This is a genomic window from Erythrobacter sp. HL-111, from assembly GCF_900105095.1.
Classification (GTDB): Bacteria; Pseudomonadota; Alphaproteobacteria; order Sphingomonadales; family Sphingomonadaceae; genus Erythrobacter.
The window spans coordinates 1,023,134-1,041,349 of record NZ_LT629743.1 but is presented as its reverse complement, the minus strand read 5'-3'; the positions used below and the strand labels follow the sequence as shown (position 1 = coordinate 1,041,349).

Genomic DNA, 18,216 nt, shown 5'->3' with positions numbered 1-18,216 from the left:
GGGGCGATGCGTCGTCTGCCTGCGATCGCGCTGGCTTTGGCCAGCCTGACCCTCGTCGCCGCTGTCGCCTCGGGCGACAGCGGGGCGGGGGCCATCGCCGAATTGCGCGCGGCCTATGCCGGTGCGCCCGCAACCTGGCCGCGCCCGCAGCTCGAAGAGGGGGCGCGCTTCGCCGAATTCGGCCCGCTCCCGGCGCGCGAGAGGCCGGGCGAGAGCGAACAGGCGCGCATCGATCTGGGCGAGGCGCTGTTCAAGGACCCGCGCCTGTCGGCCTCGGGCCAGATCGCCTGCGAAAGCTGCCACAACCGCCGGCTCGGCTGGGGTGACGGGCTGCCCACTTCCTTCGGGCACGACCGCCAGACCGGATCGCGCAACGCCATGCCGCTGTTCACCGCGGCCTACATGAAGGAACTGTTCTGGGACGGGCGCAGCCCCAGTCTCGAGGACCAGGCCCACCTGCCGATCGTCGACCCGATCGAGATGGCGGGCGAGGCGGGCGCGATCGAGGAGCGAATCAACGCCATTCCCGAATATCGCGAAGGCTTTCGCGCGGCCTACGGCGTAGAGCGGATCGGCCTGTCCGACATCGCTCTGGCGCTGGCCGATTTCGAACGGGCAATTCCCCCGCCGCGCTCAAAGTGGGACAGGGTGTTCACCGAGGGCACGAAGATCCTGACCGACCAGGAACTCACCGGCCTCCACCTGTTCCGCACCAAGGCGGGCTGCGCCAATTGCCACAACGGCCCGCTGCTGACCGACCAGCGCTATCACAATCTCGGCATCAGCTTCTACGCTCGCAGCCGCGAGGATACCGGGCGCTGGGCGGTGACGGGCGATCCGCTCGACAGCGGCCGTTTTCGCACCCAGTCCCTGCGCGGCGTGCGGCGCACCGCGCCCTATATGCACAACGGCATCTTCCCGCATCTCGAAGGCGTGGTGAACCTTTACATGGGCGGCGGCGGAAGGGACCGGCAGGAACAGAGCGCCACCACCGATGCTCCGCCGCCCCGGCCCGATCCGCTGCTCAAGCCGCGCGATCTCACCCGTGAGGAACGCGCGGCGCTGGTGGCGTTTCTCGAAGCGCTGTAGCCTGCGCCCCTACGATTGCGGCGCGGCGGGCATCCTTCGCTTCAGGTCTGGCGGTGTTCCTGCCGCTTGAGCCTGATGAGCTCGGCGATCCGGATGCTCGCGCCTGCCACGGTCTTGCGGGCGTAATCCGCGCCGACATTCTCGGCAGTCGCCGCGGCCTCCGAAAACAGGCGCCCCCCGACGGACACCACGGTCAGGTGATCGGGGGCGGCGAACCGGCTGCGCTCGATCGTCCGCCGCAGCAGCGCGAGGCTGTTCTTGCGCGAAAGCGCGTCCGACAGCCCGATGTCCACCGCGTCGGGCTGCTGCGCGGCGAGCTGGTTGGCGAGCGCCTGATTGCTGTCGGGAAACGCCATGTCGACATTCCAGCCGGCATCGGTGAAGAGATCCGCGAGCAGCGAGGTCCCGAGCATGTGCGGCTCCCCCGGCGCGGTGGCGAGCAGGATGCGGTACTGGCTGGTGCGGAGCTTCGCCGGCGTCGGATCGTGCACGATGGCGTGGCCCGCGAGCTGCAACATGCTGAGCCCGATCGCCAGATCCAGCTCGGAGCAGTCGTCGGACAGCCACGCATCGCCGAGCGCGCGCGCGGTCGGTTCGATCAGGTGGGTCAGGATCAGGTCGCCCTTCCACCCGCTCTCGATCAGTGCGGCGATCTTGCGATTGATGCCGATGTCGTCGCCATTGAGGACAAGGTCGATGAATTGCGGGATCTCGCCCGTCAGTTCATGCTCGGCCTTCGCCTGGCGCAGTGTCGCCTCGGGCACTTCGTCGCCGTGATAGCCGAGCAGGTTCCACCCGCCGAACAGGCGGGAAGGGATGACGTGCTCGCTCAGCACCTCGATGTCGGTGTGGCGCGGGTCGCTGCGGATCGAGGTCCACAAGGTTTCGATGGCCCTCGGCGGGCCTTCCAGAGTCTGGAAAAAGCGGCCCTTGTCGTAAAGCAGCATCCCGGTCACGCCGAGGGTCTGGTTCCGGGCCTCGGCCTTCGAGACCAGTTCGCGCAGGTCCGCCGCGGTCGGTCTTGCGGTTGCCCGGCTCTGATAGCTGATGCTCCTGGTCCAGTCGGTCGGAACCGACGGAGCATCTTCGGACTGCATCGACACGCCTTGCTCCCAGTATGATCCCGGGATGCATCGGAAAGAACGTGCCCGCCCCCTGCCTTCGGGAAGAAGAAAACCCGTTCCAACGGGTGTCCGCCCTCTCGGCCGTATCCCGGCCCCGACCCGGTTCGGGGCCGGTCCGGTTTCGGGAGTGTCGAAAGCATTCTTCCGAAGGTTAAACGGTCAATCTGTCCCTGACCTCATCCCGCCGCCGAAGCTGCAGGCGAAGCGCGATTGTGTCAACCTCGATAAACGGATTGCAATCGTGCGAATTTGTCATTCGCGCTGCATTTTTCCGCCACTGACGGATGGGCGCGAGCCGGGCGGTCGCCCGCTCCGCCCCCGGTCAAAGGCGAGCGCGCCTCACGCGGGTTCCGCGAATTGCGCCTTGCTCCAGGCGCAGGCCGCGGCCGCGCCGAGCGCGTGCTGGAAGGCGCCGATGCGCCCCGCGACCCGCGCCGCTGCCGCCAGGCCGCTGCGGCGCTCTTCGTCATTGGCGGCGCTGTCCGCGTTCATGAGAGCGGCCTGGTGCGCGGCATATTCGAAATTGAGGTCCAAGTCGGTTCTCCTGTGCAGGCGGGAACGGGGCTCCGTGGCCGCAAGCTGCGTGGAATTCGTTTCAATCGACCATCGCCGCGACGAGGCGTCGCAGGTCCGCGGTCGGGATGGCAGGCTTGGCCGGAGTTCGTTGCGCCGGCGCAGGTGATTGCTCTGCACCGAAGCGCAGCGAGAGTTTCGGGCGCGAACGGGCGCGCGAGATGGTGGTGATCATGTGTGATTCTTCGGCGGGTCTTCCCGCCGCCTTCTTGAGAAATCAGCGCCTGAATCCGCGCTTGCGGGCACCGCCGGCACCTTGGCCGGGGGTCCTTTCGCGGAAGACGATCCGACCCTTGGTCAGATCGTAGGGCGTCATCTCGACATGCACGCGGTCGCCAGCGACCGATCGAATCCGGTAACGGCGCATCTTTCCTGCCGTGTAGGCGATGATGCGATGCTCATTGTCGAGGGTGACGCCGAAGCGCCCGTCGGGCAGGACCTCGTCGATCTCGCCCTCCAGCGTAATGAGCTCTTCCTTCGCCAAACCGTGCTCCCTGCATGTGAGATATAGAATAGGAAAAAAACTTTCGCCCGGACGCATTCCGGTGCGAAGCCAAGGTTGAATGAAATGGATGAAATGCCGCTTTTCGCGCCGTGAGGCAGCCAAGGGGCAATGATGATCCGTCAAACGACGAAAGGCAAAACTGATATAGCGCGACGTGAAAATATTTCAACTTGAATGATCAAGGCGCAAAAACATTCTTTGATCGCAACGCGGCTTTCCTGCGACCTGCGAATATCGAAGGCCAGGCAGGCAGGGCTTTCGCGCGTTCGGCATCGAGCGGGTCGAGATCGCTTGCTTCAAGGCGGGCCTCGCCGGTTGCGCGTTCGCGGAAGAGGGGCAGCGGGTCCTCGGCGCGAACCCGTTGCAGTTCCTCCTTGCTGCGACAGACCTCAATAAGGGCGGGACGGTCTAGCTGCATGTGTCAAATCCCTGCTTGGCGACAGAACCTTATACAGGCATATCAAAAAATGGCGCTTGTCGACCCGCAGACGGCAGACGGGTGCCCATGGCTGGGCGCGCGGCCGGAGGTCCGTTTGCGAAAGCGCGCGGTCAGGCAAGCTGGGGCAAAGAGGCTCGCGATGGGCGATGGCGAACGGGGTTGGCAATGCGCGGGCCGGGTGGACGCGATCCCCGCCGCGCGCCCGCTCGCGGTCGGGCTGGGCGGGCGGGAGGTCCTGCTGTGCCGGTCGGGCACGATGGTTTTCGCCGTGGATGCGCGCTGCCCCCATGCGGGGCAGTCCCTGGCCAACGGGCGGGTGAGGGGCGGGACGATCGCCTGCCCGTTTCACGGTGCGCGGTTTCGCCTTGCCGACGGCGCCCCGACGGCCGGACCGACGCGCCGGGCACTCGGCACGTACGAAGTCCGGATCACCGGGGGGGAGGTGTGGGTCCGGCCCTGAGCCTTGCAGAATTCATACAGGTATGTAAAAAGGTGCGCGGAGAGACTTGCAATGCCCCAGCGTTCACCAAGGGCCCCGCGGCCGACGCTCAGCCAGATGCTCGCGCGCGAAAAGCGTCCCGTGCCCCCGCTCCTTGCCGAGCGCGGCGAGGCCTCGGTCCCCGTCAAACCGATCGACCGGAGGCGTTATTACGACCCGGATTTCGCCGCGCTCGAGAATGCGCGGCTGTGGCCCCGGACCTGGCAGATGGCCTGCCGGCTCGAGGATATTCCGGAAGTGGGAGACTATGTCCTCTACGAGATCGCCGAAATTTCCCTGATCGTTGTCCGTTCGGACAGGGACACGGTCAAGGCGTTCTTCAACGCCTGCCTGCATCGCGGCCGCGCGCTGCGCGATGCGGACGGCACGGCCAGCGAATTCCGCTGCCCCTTTCACGGTTTCACATGGGGCCTGGACGGGGCGTGCAAGCGGATCGTCAACGAATGGGATTTCGCCCATGTCGACAAGGCCGATTTCGCACTGCCGGAAGCGCAGGTGGGAATCTGGGGCGGATTCGTCTTCGTCTGCCCGGACGGATGCGAGCAGAGCCTCGAGCACTTCCTCGGTCCCGTGGTCGAGGCCTACGAGACGCGCGGCTGGTCGCTGGCCGAGCGGACCAAGGCGGTCCATGTCCAGAAGATCAACCGCTGCAACTGGAAGATCGCGCTCGAGGCTTTCATCGAAAGCTTCCACGTCACCGAAACCCATGCCAGCGCGGCGCCCTATCTGGGCGATGCGAACACCCAGTACGACGTGTGGGAAGGGACGGCGCACACCCGCATGATCTCCCCGCGCGGGCTCGCGAGCCCGAATGTCGGGCCGCTTTCGGACGAGGAGGTCTACCGCGCCGGGATGCGCCCCGCGCTGGGCGATGCGGCGGACGCGCTGACCCTGCCCGATACCGCCGAAAGCGCGCGCGAGGCGATCGCCGCGGCGCGGCGCAAGGCGCTGGTCGGGCAGGGGGTCGAAATCGCCGCGGAAGCGACCGATTGCGAACTGATCGACACGATCCAGTATCACGTCTTTCCCAATCTCGTGTGCTGGGCAGGCTGGGGGAGCTATCTCGTCTATCGCTTCCGCCCGCTCGGCACCGACCCCGACATGAGCGTCATGGACATCATGTTCGTCGTCCCCGGCGGCGATCCCGGTGCCGTGCCCGAGCCGCAGGTGGTCGGCCCCGATGCGAGCCTTCAGGAAGCGCCCCAGCTGGGTGGATATTGCGCCGTCTTCGACGAGGATTCGGCCAATCTCGCCGCGCTCCAGCGGGGCCTCAGGACGATGCGCAAGACTGGCCCGGTGACCGGCGCTTACCAGGAAGCGCGCATCCGCCATTTCCACGCGATGCTGGACAAGAGCCTTGGACAGGGTTGAGGATATCGCCCGCCCGGGGGAACCGAAACCGCGCGCGGCGGGCTTCATGCGCGCGCCGTGGCTGGCCTACGAGGCGATGCGCGAGGAGCAGGGGCCGCTCTGGGAGGAACCGGAAACGGGCGTCGTCTTCGTGCTCGATTACGTGTTGGCCGAAGAGGTGATGCGCAGCCACACCCGCTTTTCCAGTTTTGCCGACCGCGCCGCGATGCGCAAGGGCGGGCTGCCTGCCGAAGTGCTGGAGATCAAGGCGCAGGGGTGGCCGCTCGCGCTCACAATGGTCCAGAACGACGGGCCGAGCCACGACGACTATCGCAAGCTCGTCGGCCCCTTCTTCCTGCCGCGCCGTCTCAAGACGATGGAACCCTTCGTCGCCGCGCGGATCGGTGAACTGCTGGATGCGATCGATGCGAAGGGCGGCGCGTGCGATTTCTTCCCCGATTTCGCCGTCCCGCTGCCGGTTTCGGTGATCGGCGAATATCTGGGGATGCGGCACCTCGGCGACGAGACGGTGAAACGCTGGTCCGATGCCTTCGCCGACGAGATCGGGTTCCTCACCAGCGACGAGCGCGCCGTCGAGATCGCCAGGCTCACGCTCGAATGCCACAGGGCGATGGTCGCGCTGTGCGACGAAAGGCGCGGGGGAGAGGGCGAGGACATCATCACCGCGCTCGCCAATGCGCGAAAACCCGATGGCGAACCGCTCGACAATCCGGAACTGCTTTCGATCCTCACGCAATTGATGGTGGCGGGCAACGAGACGACAACCTCCACGCTCGGGTTTGCCCTGCTGCGCCTCGCCCGCGATCCGGCGCTGTTTGCGCGGCTCGGGGGCGAACCGGACAAGATCGCCTCCTTCCTCGAGGAAGTGCTGCGATTGGACAGCCCGATCCAGGGCCAGTTCCGCAAGGCCGTCGGCGAACAGCGCTTGGGAGGGCACACCATCCCCGATGGCACCATGCTCCATGTCCGGTTCGGCGCGGCCAATCGCGACGAGAAGGTCTGGGGCGAAGGGGCGGGCGAGGTCCGATTGGACCGCAAGCCGCCAAAGCCGCACATGGCCTTCGGCAGCGGGATCCATTTCTGCGTCGGCGCGGCGCTCTCGCGGCTCGAAATGCGGCTCGCGCTCGGCGAGATTCTGACGCGCTACCGATCGGTCCGGCTCGTGGGCAGCGAAGACGACCTTCCCTTTCGCACGAATTTCCACCAACGGGGCATGATTTGCCTGCCTCTGGAATTCGAGCGATGAACGATCGAGACGACACCGAAAACAGCCACATCACCCGCCTGCCCGACCCGGCGGCGCTGAGCTCCGGCGAATTCAACCGCTCGCGCCGCACGCGCCTCAGGATCCTCGGTGCGGGCGTCGCCGTGCTGGCGCGGGACGGCTACAAGAAGCTCTCCACCACCGGCGTTGCGAAAGAGGCCGGGATCACGCGCGCGGCCATGCTCTACCATTTCGGATCGCGCGCCGAGTTGATCGAGGCGATCATCCGCCATGTCACCCGCCGCAGGATCGACATGTACACCGCGGCGATGGAGGGCCTGCCGCATGACGAGGGCTTCCTCGAACGCGCGGTCGATATCGCCTGGGAGCAGCTCCAGACCCCGGAATTCGAGGCCTATACCGAACTCTCGCTGGCCTCGCGCACCGATCCCGCATTGCGCGCGCTGATGGAGCCCGCGCTCGCCGCCTTCGACCGCGCGCGGCGCGAAGCGGCGCTGGGCCTCTTCCCGCGCTACCTTTCGGACAGCGTCGAATTCGACCTGCGCCGCGACATCGTGCGCTTCCTTCTCGAAGGGGTGGCACAGCAGGACGGCATCACGTTCAATCGCGAGGAACGGACAGGCGCGCTGCTGCGCTTTCTCAAGCTGCTGATCGGCACGCAGGAAGGCGTCGCGCTGCTGCGCAAGGTGGCCCGGGGCGCGCACGAGGACGATGCGGCTTGAAGGCCGAGGCCGGGTTCCTCGAGGCTCGGCCATGGCCCGCGGCAAGGCTCGCCTGGACTGCGCTCGCGATCCTCGCGCTCGCCAATGTCCTGTCCTATCTCGACCGGATCGTCATCAACCTGCTGGTCGAGCCGATCCAGCGCGATCTGGCGATCAGCGACACCGGGTTCGGCCTGTTGCAGGGCGTCGCCTTCGGCCTGTTCTACACCGCCATGGCGCTGCCGATCGGGCGGCTGGTCGACAACGGGCCGCGCAAGCCGATCATCGCCATCGGGGTCGCGGTCTTCAGCCTGTTCACGCTGGCTTCGGGCCTGGCGCGCACATTCGGCGAGATGTTCATCGCCCGGATAGGTGTCGGCGCAGGCGAGGCGAGCGTCGTGCCGACCGCCTATTCGATCATCTCCGACATGTTCCCGCCCGAGAAGCTGGGCCGGGCGATGAGCGTCTTCACCATGACCGCCTTCATCGGCATCGGCCTTGCCTATATTGCGGGCGGAGTGGCGATCGCGGCTGTGGCGAGGTGGGACGCGCCGGGCTTTCTTGGCGAGCTCGCCCCGTGGCGGCGGACCTTCCTGCTGGTCGCCGTGCCCGGCCTGCTCGTCGCGCTGGCGCTGCTGCTGGTGCTGAAGGAGCCGGAGCGGCGCGGCGGTAAGGGACAGGCGAAGGTCCCCCTGCGCGCGGTCGCCGCGCATCTTTCCGGGCAACGCCGCACCCTGGCGCTTGTCTTTGCAGGGTTCAGCATGATCACCCTGTCGGGCTATGCTTCGACCGTATGGACCCCGGCCCTGTTCATCCGCGCTTTCGGCTGGTCGGCGGGCGAGATCGGGATCGCCTATGGCGCGCTCTATCTCGTCCTGGGGCCTGCGGGCGCGCTGTTGGCGGGGACCATCTGCGACCGGATGACGGCCCGGGGGTCGCGCGATGCGCCGTTGAAGGTGGCGGCGTGGGGCTATCTCGGCACCGGCCTGTTCGGCGGACTCGGCCCGCTGATGCCGACCGGAGAAACGGCTCTGGCGGTCTTCGCGCCCGCCATGCTGATGTCGACCATGCCCTATCCGATGGCCGGGACCGCGATCCAGCTGGTGACGCCGGGCCGGATGCGCGGGCAGGTGAGCGCGCTCTACATGCTCGTCATCAACCTCGTCGGGCTGGGCGCAGGGCCGCTGGTGGTGGGGGTGTTCAACGATGCGCTGTTCACCGGTCCCGAGGGCGTGCGCTATTCGCTTGCCTGGGTGAACGCGGTTTCGGCGCCGGTCGCCTTCGTCCTGCTGCTCGCCGCCTTTCGTCCCTATCGCGCGCTTCGCAGAGAAACATGAAGCTTGCCGGACACATCGCGCTGGTGACGGGCGCTGCGGGCGGGATCGGCGCGGCAGTGGCGCGGCTCCTGCTTGCCGAGGGCGCCCACGTGATCTGCGCCGACCTGGAAAGCGAGGCGGCCTTTGCGCTCGCCGGGGAGCTGGGGGAGGGCGCGGAGGGCGCGCTGCTCGACGTGGCCGAGCGGGCACATTGGGACAGGCTGGCGAGCGCGATCGAGCGGCGGCACGGGCGGCTCGACGTGCTGGTCAACAATGCCGGGATCTCCGGCATGGGCGACGTGGACAGCATCGATGCCGGTTTCTGGGAGCGGTTCCAGCGGATCAATGCGGACAGCATTTTCCATTCGGTGCAGGCCATGGCCCCCTTGCTGCGCGCATCGAACCATGCCGCGATCGTCAATGTCGGCTCGCTTCTCGCATTGAGGCCCAATGCCGCGCTTCCGGCCTATTGCGCCGCCAAGGCCTCCCTGCGCGCCCAGACCAAGGCCTATGCGCTGCATTTCGCCGGGCGCGGCGAATATATCCGCGTGAATGCCGTCCATCCGGGATCGACCCTGACGCCGATGATGGAGGCCAATCTCGGCGCGAGCGAGCAGGAGCGCGAGGCGAACTACGCCCGCCGCGTGGCGGTCCACCCGCTGGGCGCAGCGACGGGGCGGATCGTGCTGCCCGAGGACGTCGCGAAAGCGGTGCTGTTCCTCGCCTGCGAGGATTCCGCCTTCATCACCGGTATCGACCTTCCCGTCGATGGCGGCGCGAGCATTGCGGGCTAGAGCGAGACGCGCCGCGTCTGCCCGCCATCGACGATCAGGTTCGCCCCCGTGATCCACGAGGCGCGCCTGCTCAGCAGGAACACCGCAGCGTCCGCCACCTCCTCCGCCGTGCCGAGCCGGCCGAAGGGGATCTCGGCCACCGTCGCATCGTAATAGTCGGGATGGTTCACCTTGTGCCGCTCCCAGTTGCCGCCGGGAAAGGTCGTTGCGCCGGGCGAGATGCAGTTGACCCGCACGCCCTTCCTGCCAAGCAGCTTGCTGATCTGCTTGGCATAGACGATCAGCCCCGCCTTCATCACGTTGTAGGGCTGGACGAAGGGATAGGTTTCGAGCCCGGCCGTGCTCGAGACGAACAGCACCGCGCCCCCGTCCTTCGCAAGATCGTCTTCGAGCGCCTCCAGTCCGCGCACCGCGCCCATCATGTCGATTTCGAAATTGAGCCGCCATTTCTCGTCGCCGCCCGCGCCGCCTCCGCCCGACACGTTATGGACGAAGGCATCGCACCCGCCGAGCCAGTGCGCGGCGTCGGCGAGCCATTTCCGATAGGCCTGCGGGTCCCCGACATCGACGGCCGTCCCCTTTGCGCGAAAGCCGCGTTCGGCCCAGCCCTTCTCGCAGTGCGCCACCGCCTGCGCGTCGCGCGCGCAGAAGGCGAGGTCCGCCCCGGCTTCGAACAGCCTTTCGGCGATCCGGTTGCCGATCCCCCGCGTCGCCCCGGTGACGATCGCCTTGGCGCCCTTCATTTCGAGGTCCATTCTCAGCTCCCTGTTACGAATGGTGTGGCCCTGGTGTAGAGGGGTGCGTCATCGGGCAGCGGCGGCAGCCCCTCCTCGAGCGGCACGCGCAGCGCGTTCAGTTGCAGCGCAATCGTCATGAAGTTGCCCGAGAGCCAGACGAGGTCGACCAGCTGTTCGGGCGCGTAATGCGCCGCCAGCCGCGCCCACACGTCTTGCGAAATCGTCCAGTCGCGCATCATGTCGTCGACCGCCGCCACCACCGCCGCCTCTCCGTTGGTCCAGTGCGGGCTGTCCGCCCCGACGCACAGCGCCTCGAAATCCGCATCCCCGAACCCGCCGCGCCGCGCGACCAGCGAATGCATCCCCCATTCATAGGCGCATCTGCAGTTCCACCCCACGCGCAGGATCGCGATTTCGCGCTCGCGGAAGGGGAGGGCGTTCTCCTTCAGGATATGCTCGCCATAAGGCAGCCATTTGAGCAGGGTGCCGGGCGAATGGGCCAGGGTCCGGTGGAGATTGTAGGGCCACGCCTCGATTACCTTGGCGAGGCTTTCGGGAATTTCCTCGTCGGCCAGCGGGGGAAGGCCCGGTCCTCTCATGCGTGTTCTCCTTCAAGCACGGGCTGGCGGCAGACCCAGCGCAGGCACCGTCCGAGCACTTCGCGGAAGGCCGGCTCCTCCCATGCGCCGCGCTCCACATCCGGATAGAACGGCGTGCGATGGGGCGCGTCGTAATGGCCGCGCGCATGGCCGGGCGTGAAATAGAGCACTTCGCCTGCGCCCAGCCTGCGGCGATAGAGCACCGCCTGCTCGCCCTCGGGCCAGTCGTCGCGCACGAAACCGGGCGCCGCACCGCCGAAACACGCGTGGAGCAGCACCTCGATTTCGCACCCGTCCTCGCTTTCGGCATAGTCCGAAAGATAAAGCTCGTCCTCGATCGTGAAGGGGGCGACGCCAGCGGTCAGCGGGTCCGCGACCGGACCGGGCCGCACCTCGTAGGGCGCGATCGGCGGATGCGCCTGGAAGGAGGAGCCGAGCGTCTCGAGGAAATCGCCGCACGCAGGCCGCCCCGATACGCCTTCCTCGCTCCATTCGAGCAGCGAATTGGTCGCATGGAGCGCGAGCCAGCGCCCGCCGCACTCGACGAAACGCCGCAGGCGCTGCGCAGCCTCGGGCGATGGTTCGACATTGCAGGTATAGCTGATCAGCGCCGTTCGCGTGTCGCCCTCGAACTCCTCGAAACCGGAGGACACCGCCACCCGGTTGCGCGGATCGCGGCCCAGCGCGCGGAGCAGTTCCATCCGCACGAAATCGAAATCATGCGCCATGCCGCCGACCACGAGCCGGACCTCGCGCCGCCCGCCTGCCTGGACGCTTTCGAGGGCGCGCTCCTTGCCCGTGCCTGACCTCTCCATAGTGCTAATCTTGACTTTTCTTACTGGCCTGTCAAAAAGTTTGTGAGCGCCGCAAGCCCCAATGCCGTAGCGGCACGGGGCGGGCGGCGACGGGGAGAGGGAAAATGAGCCAGTTCACTACGCGCTTGCGTGCAGGTCTTGCCGTGGGGTCGGCCTGCCTCGTCCTGCCGGCTGCCGCACACGCGCAGGTTGTCTCCGAAGGCGGATCCGAGGCGACCACCGACGAGGGCCTGCGACAGATCGTCGTCACCGCCCAACGCCGCGCCGAAGCGCAGCAGGACGTGCCGATCGCGATCACCGCCTTCGACCAAGCCGAAGTCGAGCGCTTCAACGCCCGCGACATTTCCGAACTGACCGGGCAGGTGCCGAACCTGGTCCTCACCGAAGTGTCGATCGGGCCGAGCCTCGCGCAGGTCTCGATCCGCGGGGTGAACTCGCAGGATCCCGAAAAGAGCTTCGATCCGGCGGTCGGCACTTTCCTCGACGGGATCTATCTCGGCACCTCGGCCTTCAACCTGCTAGACACCTTCGACCTTGAACGGATCGAGGTGCTGCGCGGGCCGCAGGGCACGCTGTTCGGCCGCAACACGACCGGCGGCGCATTGAACGCCACCCGCCGCCGCCCGACCGGCGAATTCAGCGCGCGCGGCGTCGTTGCGATCGGCAATTTCGGCACGGTCGATTATCGCGGCGAGATCAATTCGCCCCTGATCGGCGACACCGTCTCGCTGCTGGTGCGCGGGCAGTATCTGACCGATGACGGCTTTTTCGAAAATCCCGCCGGAGGCTCGCGCGGGGCGCGCGACCGCTGGTCCTTCGGCACGGTGCTGCGGATCGACCAGCCGGGCGTCGCGACCTTCGACATCATCTACGACCATGCCGAGGACAATTCCGACCTCACCCCTTACGTCCCGCGCGGCATCGCCGGGGTGGAGCCGCTTCCGATCGATCTCATCCAGACGACCTTTCCGGTTCCCGCGACGGTCACGCCCGCTTTCGGCCCGGACCCGCTGTGCCTGATCCAGAACATCTGCAATGATCCCGACAACCCGGTTTCCACCTCGACCGACCCGCATTTCCTCGACGCCAGGCTCGATGCGCTGACGGTGACGGGCGACATTTTCCTTTCCGACACGCTGACCCTGTCGACCGTATTCGGGATGCGGGATTCGCGCGAGGAGGTGTTCATCGATTTCGACGGTTCGAGCGCCACCGCCTTCAACGTCGTGCGCGAACAGGATTACAGCCAGTACAGCGGCGAAATCCGGCTGGCGAGTTCATTCGACGGACCGGTCAACTTCGTGGCGGGCGCGTTCCACTTCCATTCCGAATACAGCTTGAGGCAGGCGATCAAGCTCGATCTCTCGCTGGTCGGCGCGCCGGTCCCGCCCGGGGCGCTGTTCGTCAACGGCGCGGGCGACGAGGACGATCACGAGGCGACCACCACCGCGATTTTCGCGCAGGCCGACTGGGCGATGACCGACACGCTCACCCTGACGCTGGGCGGGCGCGCGACCTGGGACGAAAAGCGGATCGCGACACGCTTCTACGATGCGGGCCTGCCGCCGACCGCGCCCTACCAGATCACCGACGGCATCCCCGAGGGCCGCCCTTTGACCGAAGCGGGATCGGCGAACGAGGACTGGTTCGAATTCACCCCCAAGGTCATGCTGACCTGGGAACCGGACCCGGACATGCTCTATTACGCTTCGTTCACGCGCGGCTACAATGCGGGCGGGTTCAGCGCGCGCGCGGGCACGGTGCTGGACGTGACGACGCCGTTCGATCCGGAAATCATCGATTCCTTCGAGATCGGCGGCAAGCTCGACCTGCTCGATCGCAAGCTGCGCCTGAACGCGGCGCTGTTCTGGAACGAATACAAGGACAAGCAGGAAGAGGCGATCGAGCCCGGCCCGCCGCCGACCTTCACCTCGACCACGGTGCGCAATGTCGCCGAGGCGCGCATTCGCGGGGTCGAACTGGAAGTGAGTGCGCTGCCGGTCGAAGGGCTCAGGCTCGATGCGACACTGGGTTACCTCGATGCGGAATACACCGATTACGAGGCCTTCATCGCGTCCTCGACCTATATCTCGACCCCGCCGCAACCGCCCGGCACGCTGATCCTCGCCGACCTGTCGACGCTGGACTTGCGCAATGCGCCCGAAATCACGGGGAGCGTGGCGGCGACCTATACCGCCGATCTCGGCTTCGGCGAACTGCAGCTGAACGGCAATGCGCGCTATGTCGGCGAGCGGTTCCAGGAATTCTTCAACTCGCCGCGCGGCCTCGTCGAGGGGCTGTGGCGGGTCGACAGCTCGGCGACGATCGCCTTCGGCGGGCCGGACCGCGAGATGTTCCGCGTCACCGCCTTCGTCGAGAACCTGTTCGATGAACAGATCAATTTCGGCCTGACCAATTCGATCGTCGATTTCGGGACGCTCTCGCCGCCCCGGCTGTACGGTGTCGAGCTGGGTTTCAACTTCTGAAGGGGCCCGCGCACGACCTGCGATCCCGTGACGCATTGATCTCTCTGTCACGGATAAACTGCGGCCCCGCATGACCGTGCGGGGCCTTTTTTTCAGCATGGGAGTACGGGCGGCGCGAAGGGAGTGCGAAGCCCTGCATTTCCTGGACTTGCGGCCGGCCGATCCGGTGACTTCCCAGGGCCGGGACGGATGCCTAGACCCCCGCCTCGCGCCAGATTTCCTGCCACGCGGCCGCTGCCTTTCCGGGATGTTTCACCGCCTTCGCTTCCGCGAGATTGGCGTCGCGCCCGGGCCCGTCGACGATCACCAGGCCGACCATGCCGAGACTTCGGTGGGGAAGGCAGTGAACGCCATAGAAGCCGGGCTTGCTAAAGGTGAGGGTGACCGGCTTGCCGATCCCGCCGCGCCAGCTCTCGGCGCCTGCCGGCAACATTCCGGGCGTCGAAACGCAGCTGTGCGACGGTGCCGCCGGGCGGAAGGTGACCACGTCGCCGGCGGCGACACGCAGGATGCGCGGCGCGAAAGCCATCTCGCCGCCGGGATGTCCGGTCATTTCGACGATGTGCCGGCCCGGTTCGGCGAGCGCGCGGGAACCCTGCAATGCCAGCATGGCGACGGTGCCGAGGATGGCGGCGCGTCGGTCGAGCATGTCCTGCTCCTTTTCTTGTGGGGACGGAGGGGCGCGCGGCAGCCATGCCTGGCCGACCGCGCGCCCTCTCCCTTGCGATCAGCGCAGGTCGAACCGGTCGAGCATCATCACCTTGTTCCACGCCTTCGCGAAGTCCTTGATGAAGCGCTCCTCGCCATCGGCGTAGGCGTAGACCTCCGCCACGGCACGAAGCTCCGAATTGGAGCCGAACACCAGATCGACCTCGGTCGCCGTCCACTTGAGTTCACCCGTCTTGCGATCGCGGCCCTCGAAGACGTATTCCTCGCCTTCGACCGGCGACCACTCGGTCCCCATGTCGAGCAGGTTGACGAAGAAGTCGTTGGTCAGCGCGCCCGGCGTGTCGGTGAACACGCCGTGCCTCGAACCATCCGCGTTCGCATCGAGCGCCCGCATCCCCGCGACGAGCACCGTCATCTCCGGTACGGTCAGAGTCAGCAGGTCCGCGCGATCGACCAGCATCTCCGTCGGCGAGAGACGGGCCCTTTCGCCGTAGAAGTTGCGGAAGCCATCCGCGGCCGGGCGCAGATATTCGAAGCTCTCCGTATCCGTCATGTCCTGCGTCGCATCGACCCGGCCCGGCGTGAACGGCACGTCGATCTCATGGCCGGCAGCCTTGGCCGCGTCCTCGATCGCGACGGTACCGCCCAGCACGACGAGATCGGCGATCGACACCTTGCGCCCGGTTCCCATGGCGTTGAACTCGGCCTGGATCGCCTCCATCGCGCCGATGACCTTGGCCAGGGTTTCGGGATCGTTGACGGCCCAGTCCTTCTGCGGGGCGAGACGAATGCGCGACCCGTTCGCTCCGCCGCGCATGTCCGTGTCGCGATATGTCGCGGCCGCGGCCCATGCCGCGCGGACCAGGTCCGAGGTCGAAAGCCCGGCAGCGCGGATCTTGCCTTCGAGCAGCTCGATATCGGACCTCGTGACGGTCTCGTAGTCCGCCGCCGGGAGCGGGTCCTGCCAGACGAACTGCTCCCCGGGCACTTCGGCCCCGACATAGCGCGCCGCCGGCCCCATGTCGCGATGGGTGAGCTTGAACCACGCCCGGGCGAAGGCCGCGTCCAGCTCCGCCGGATTTTCCGCCCAGCGCCTGGTGATCGGCCCGTACTTGGGGTCGTACCGCATCGCGAGGTCGGTCGTGAGCATCACCGGCGGGTGGAATTTCTCCGGGTCGAAGGCGTCCGGGACGAATTCGACCTCGTCGGCGTTGACCGGGATCCACTGCTTGGCGCCGGCCGGACTGGTCGTCAGGCGCCATTCGAAGCCGTAGAGGTTGTCGAGGAAATTGCTGCTCCAGGTGTCCGGCGTCGCCGTCCAGGCGCCCTCCAGGCCGCTCGTCGTGGTGTCGGGACCTGCGCCCGTGCCGCAGGAATTCTTCCAGCCGAAACCCTGTTCCGCGACGCCTGCCGCCGCGGGTTCCTTCCCGATGCAGTCCTTCGGGCTTGCCCCGTGGTTCTTGCCCAGCGTGTGCCCGCCGACGATCAGCGCGGCCGTTTCCTCGTCGTTCATGCCCATCCGCGCGAAGGTCGTGCGGATACGCTCGCCCGAGGCGAGGATGTCGGGATTGCCTTCCGGGCCTTCGGGATTGACGTAGATGAGGCCCATTTCGGACGCACCGAGATCGTCTTCCAGCTCTTGCGGAATCTCCCCTTCGCCCGCCGGGCGACCCTTCCCGTGGTCGAAGCGCGAAGCCGTCAGGAACTTGCTCTCCGGCCCCCAGTAGACAAGCTCCGGCTGCCAGTCATCCGTCCTTCCGCCGGCGAAGCCGAAGGTTTCGAGACCCGCCTGTTCGAGTGCGACGTTACCCGACAGGACGATGAGGTCGGACCACGACAGGCTGCGGCCGTATTTCTGTTTCACCGGCCACAGCAGACGCCGCGCCTTGTCGAGATTGGCGTTGTCGGGCCAGCTGTTGAGCGGCTCGAACCGGATCTGGCCGCCATCGGCCCCCCCGCGTCCGTCGCCGGAGCGATAGGTTCCCGCGCTGTGCCAGGCAAGACGGATGAACAGGCCGGTGTAGCTGCCGTAGTCGGCCGGCCACCAGTCCTGCGACTCCCCGAGCACGGCCGCCACGTCCGCCTTCACCTCGGCAAGATCGAGCTTTGCGAATTCGGTGGCGTAATCGAAGTCTTCGCCGAGCGGATCGGCGTCGATCTCGTTCTGGCGAAGGCGCTCCAGATCGACCACTTCCGGCCACCAGTCCTGCACGTCGCGCGGAGCCATGTCGCCCGCCGCGCGAACGGGCACCTGTCCCATGCCCGGCCCGTCGAAGCCGGGCGGCGTGGCGAACGCACCGCTGGCCAGCATCGCGCTCGTCGAAAGGAGCAGCACGGATTTGAAAGTCTTGGTCATTTCGAGGTTTCCCCTGACATTCTGGAAAAGGCCGGACGTCGGCCTTTATCGATCAGTGGAGGGGCCATTAATCGCCTCGCTCGATGGGGGGAAACCGGAAATGCCGATCACATAAATCAGGTTTTGCCATCGAGACCCGGCACTCCCGCAGCGCCGTTTCCGCGTCGCCTTACGGCGGGCGGGTGTCCGGGCAAGCCCGGAGATGCATTTCGGGAAATACATTGTCCGCGGGTCCGATCCGGGCGACCCCCGCTCGCCTCACCGTCATCGACAGGCAAACAAAAACCCCGCAAACTCAAAGAGTTGCGGGGTCTTGCGATGGTGGGCGTAGGAAGAGTTGAACTTCCGACCCCTGCGATGTCAACACAGTGCTCTACCACTGAGCTATACGCCCGAACCCATCCGCCGGATGGCCCGCGTCACCCTCTCGGGCTTCGGGGCGGAGCGGCCCATTAGCGCGGGCCGCCATCATGTGCAAGCGATTCGAACGCGGCTAGAGCCGCGCCTCGGCCTGTTCCTCGAACACGCGTTCCACCTCGAGCACGAGATCGCGCAGATGGAAAGGCTTGGACAGGACCTTCGCATCGGGTTGCTCCCGGCTCGCGCGCAGGCTCACCGCGGCGAAACCGGTGATGAACATGACCCGCGTCGCCGGGGCAATCTCGGCGCAGCGCTGGGCGAGTTCGATCCCGTCCATCTCCGGCATAACGATGTCCGACAAAAGCAGGTCGAAACGCTCCTGCTCGAGCAGGGGAATCGCCTCGGTGCCGCGATCGACCGCGCGCACCTCGTATCCCGCATTGGTCAGCGCGCGGGTGAGGTAGGTCCGCATCGCTTCCTCGTCTTCGGCCAGGAGGATGCGCGGGACGCCGCTTTTCGGGGTCGTATTCAAGCTCATGGCGCGCGCCTTAGCACGCG

19 protein-coding genes and 1 tRNA gene are annotated in these 18,216 nt (G+C 66.7%); 8 read left to right on the top strand and 12 right to left on the bottom strand.

What is annotated here, in order from left to right; genetic code table 11:
* Positions 1-6: 6 nt before the first annotated feature.
* Positions 7-1,089: a cytochrome-c peroxidase gene (locus BLU08_RS04965; protein ID WP_090196167.1), complete on the top strand. Its 1,083-nt coding sequence runs from the start codon at positions 7-9 to the stop codon at positions 1,087-1,089.
* 41 nt (positions 1,090-1,130) lie between these two features.
* On the opposite strand, the gene BLU08_RS04960 is transcribed toward BLU08_RS04965, so the two are convergent.
* The 5 genes from BLU08_RS04960 to BLU08_RS15090 form a co-directional block, all read right to left on the bottom strand.
* Positions 1,131-2,186, bottom strand: a complete 1,056-nt coding sequence (locus BLU08_RS04960) for a BLUF domain-containing protein (RefSeq protein WP_090196164.1) — start codon at positions 2,184-2,186, stop codon at positions 1,131-1,133.
* Positions 2,187-2,552: 366 nt separating this feature from the next.
* Entirely contained in the window at positions 2,553-2,747 is a 195-nt protein-coding gene (locus tag BLU08_RS04955) for a hypothetical protein (protein ID WP_090196162.1), read from the bottom strand.
* A 61-nt stretch (positions 2,748-2,808) separates the two neighbouring features.
* Positions 2,809-2,961 carry a hypothetical protein gene (locus BLU08_RS15095; RefSeq protein ID WP_157674452.1) on the bottom strand — a complete coding sequence of 51 codons (153 nt, stop codon included), beginning with the start codon at positions 2,959-2,961 and terminating at the stop codon, positions 2,809-2,811.
* A 42-nt stretch (positions 2,962-3,003) separates the two neighbouring features.
* The gene (gene infA / locus BLU08_RS04950) at positions 3,004-3,270 is read right to left on the bottom strand and encodes a translation initiation factor IF-1 (protein ID WP_090196158.1); all 267 of its coding nucleotides are present in this window, start codon (positions 3,268-3,270) and stop codon (positions 3,004-3,006) included.
* A gap of 199 nt (positions 3,271-3,469) precedes the next feature.
* Positions 3,470-3,709 carry a hypothetical protein gene (locus BLU08_RS15090; RefSeq protein ID WP_157674451.1) on the bottom strand — a complete coding sequence of 80 codons (240 nt, stop codon included), beginning with the start codon at positions 3,707-3,709 and terminating at the stop codon, positions 3,470-3,472.
* Positions 3,710-3,869: 160 nt separating this feature from the next.
* Here BLU08_RS15090 and BLU08_RS04945 point away from each other — a divergent pair, with 160 nt between their 5' ends.
* The 6 genes from BLU08_RS04945 to BLU08_RS04920 are packed head-to-tail and all read left to right on the top strand — an operon-like array spanning position 3,870 to position 9,636.
* Complete coding sequence (locus BLU08_RS04945; protein ID WP_157674450.1) at positions 3,870-4,190, top strand: Rieske 2Fe-2S domain-containing protein; 321 nt, start codon at positions 3,870-3,872, stop codon at positions 4,188-4,190.
* Between the two features lie 51 nt (positions 4,191-4,241).
* The gene (locus tag BLU08_RS04940; protein ID WP_090196152.1) at positions 4,242-5,600 is read left to right on the top strand and encodes an SRPBCC family protein; all 1,359 of its coding nucleotides are present in this window, start codon (positions 4,242-4,244) and stop codon (positions 5,598-5,600) included.
* A gap of 46 nt (positions 5,601-5,646) precedes the next feature.
* A complete protein-coding gene (locus BLU08_RS04935) occupies positions 5,647-6,846 on the top strand; it encodes a cytochrome P450 (RefSeq protein WP_172800986.1) in 1,200 nt (399 codons plus the stop codon).
* Complete coding sequence (locus BLU08_RS04930; protein ID WP_090196143.1) at positions 6,843-7,547, top strand: TetR/AcrR family transcriptional regulator; 705 nt, start codon at positions 6,843-6,845, stop codon at positions 7,545-7,547. Before BLU08_RS04935 ends, BLU08_RS04930 begins: the two co-directional genes overlap by 4 nt.
* A complete protein-coding gene (locus tag BLU08_RS04925) occupies positions 7,544-8,863 on the top strand; it encodes an MFS transporter (RefSeq protein WP_157674449.1) in 1,320 nt (439 codons plus the stop codon). Before BLU08_RS04930 ends, BLU08_RS04925 begins: the two co-directional genes overlap by 4 nt.
* Positions 8,860-9,636, top strand: coding sequence for an SDR family NAD(P)-dependent oxidoreductase (locus BLU08_RS04920; protein ID WP_090196135.1), 777 nt, complete (start codon positions 8,860-8,862; stop codon positions 9,634-9,636). Before BLU08_RS04925 ends, BLU08_RS04920 begins: the two co-directional genes overlap by 4 nt.
* Here the strand turns inward: BLU08_RS04920 and BLU08_RS04915 are convergent.
* The 3 genes from BLU08_RS04915 to BLU08_RS04905 are packed head-to-tail and all read right to left on the bottom strand — an operon-like array spanning position 9,633 to position 11,787.
* A complete protein-coding gene (locus tag BLU08_RS04915; RefSeq protein ID WP_090196131.1) occupies positions 9,633-10,391 on the bottom strand; it encodes an SDR family NAD(P)-dependent oxidoreductase in 759 nt (252 codons plus the stop codon). The two genes, BLU08_RS04920 and BLU08_RS04915, sit on opposite strands and share 4 nt — an antisense overlap.
* A gap of 2 nt (positions 10,392-10,393) precedes the next feature.
* Positions 10,394-10,972 (bottom strand): carboxymuconolactone decarboxylase family protein, encoded by a 579-nt coding sequence (locus tag BLU08_RS04910; protein ID WP_090196127.1) that lies wholly within the window; start codon positions 10,970-10,972, stop codon positions 10,394-10,396.
* On the bottom strand, positions 10,969-11,787 hold the full coding sequence (locus BLU08_RS04905) for a ThuA domain-containing protein (RefSeq protein WP_090196125.1): 819 nt from the start codon (positions 11,785-11,787) through the stop codon (positions 10,969-10,971). The genes BLU08_RS04910 and BLU08_RS04905 overlap by 4 nt, the downstream gene beginning before the upstream one ends.
* A 104-nt stretch (positions 11,788-11,891) precedes the next feature.
* On the opposite strand from BLU08_RS04905, the gene BLU08_RS04900 reads away from it, so the two are divergent.
* On the top strand, positions 11,892-14,273 hold the full coding sequence (locus BLU08_RS04900; RefSeq protein ID WP_090196121.1) for a TonB-dependent receptor: 2,382 nt from the start codon (positions 11,892-11,894) through the stop codon (positions 14,271-14,273).
* A 193-nt stretch (positions 14,274-14,466) separates the two neighbouring features.
* Here the strand turns inward: BLU08_RS04900 and BLU08_RS04895 are convergent, their stop codons facing one another.
* From BLU08_RS04895 to cpdR, 4 genes are all read right to left on the bottom strand, one after another.
* On the bottom strand, positions 14,467-14,922 hold the full coding sequence (locus BLU08_RS04895) for a plastocyanin/azurin family copper-binding protein (protein ID WP_090196117.1): 456 nt from the start codon (positions 14,920-14,922) through the stop codon (positions 14,467-14,469).
* A gap of 78 nt (positions 14,923-15,000) precedes the next feature.
* Positions 15,001-17,202, bottom strand: a complete 2,202-nt coding sequence (gene katG, locus BLU08_RS04890) for a catalase/peroxidase HPI (protein ID WP_233996148.1) — start codon at positions 17,200-17,202, stop codon at positions 15,001-15,003.
* A gap of 415 nt (positions 17,203-17,617) precedes the next feature.
* Positions 17,618-17,692: transfer RNA gene (locus BLU08_RS04885), tRNA-Val, on the bottom strand.
* A 99-nt stretch (positions 17,693-17,791) separates the two neighbouring features.
* A complete protein-coding gene (gene cpdR / locus BLU08_RS04880) occupies positions 17,792-18,196 on the bottom strand; it encodes a cell cycle two-component system response regulator CpdR (RefSeq protein WP_090196109.1) in 405 nt (134 codons plus the stop codon).
* Positions 18,197-18,216 lie beyond the last annotated feature (20 nt).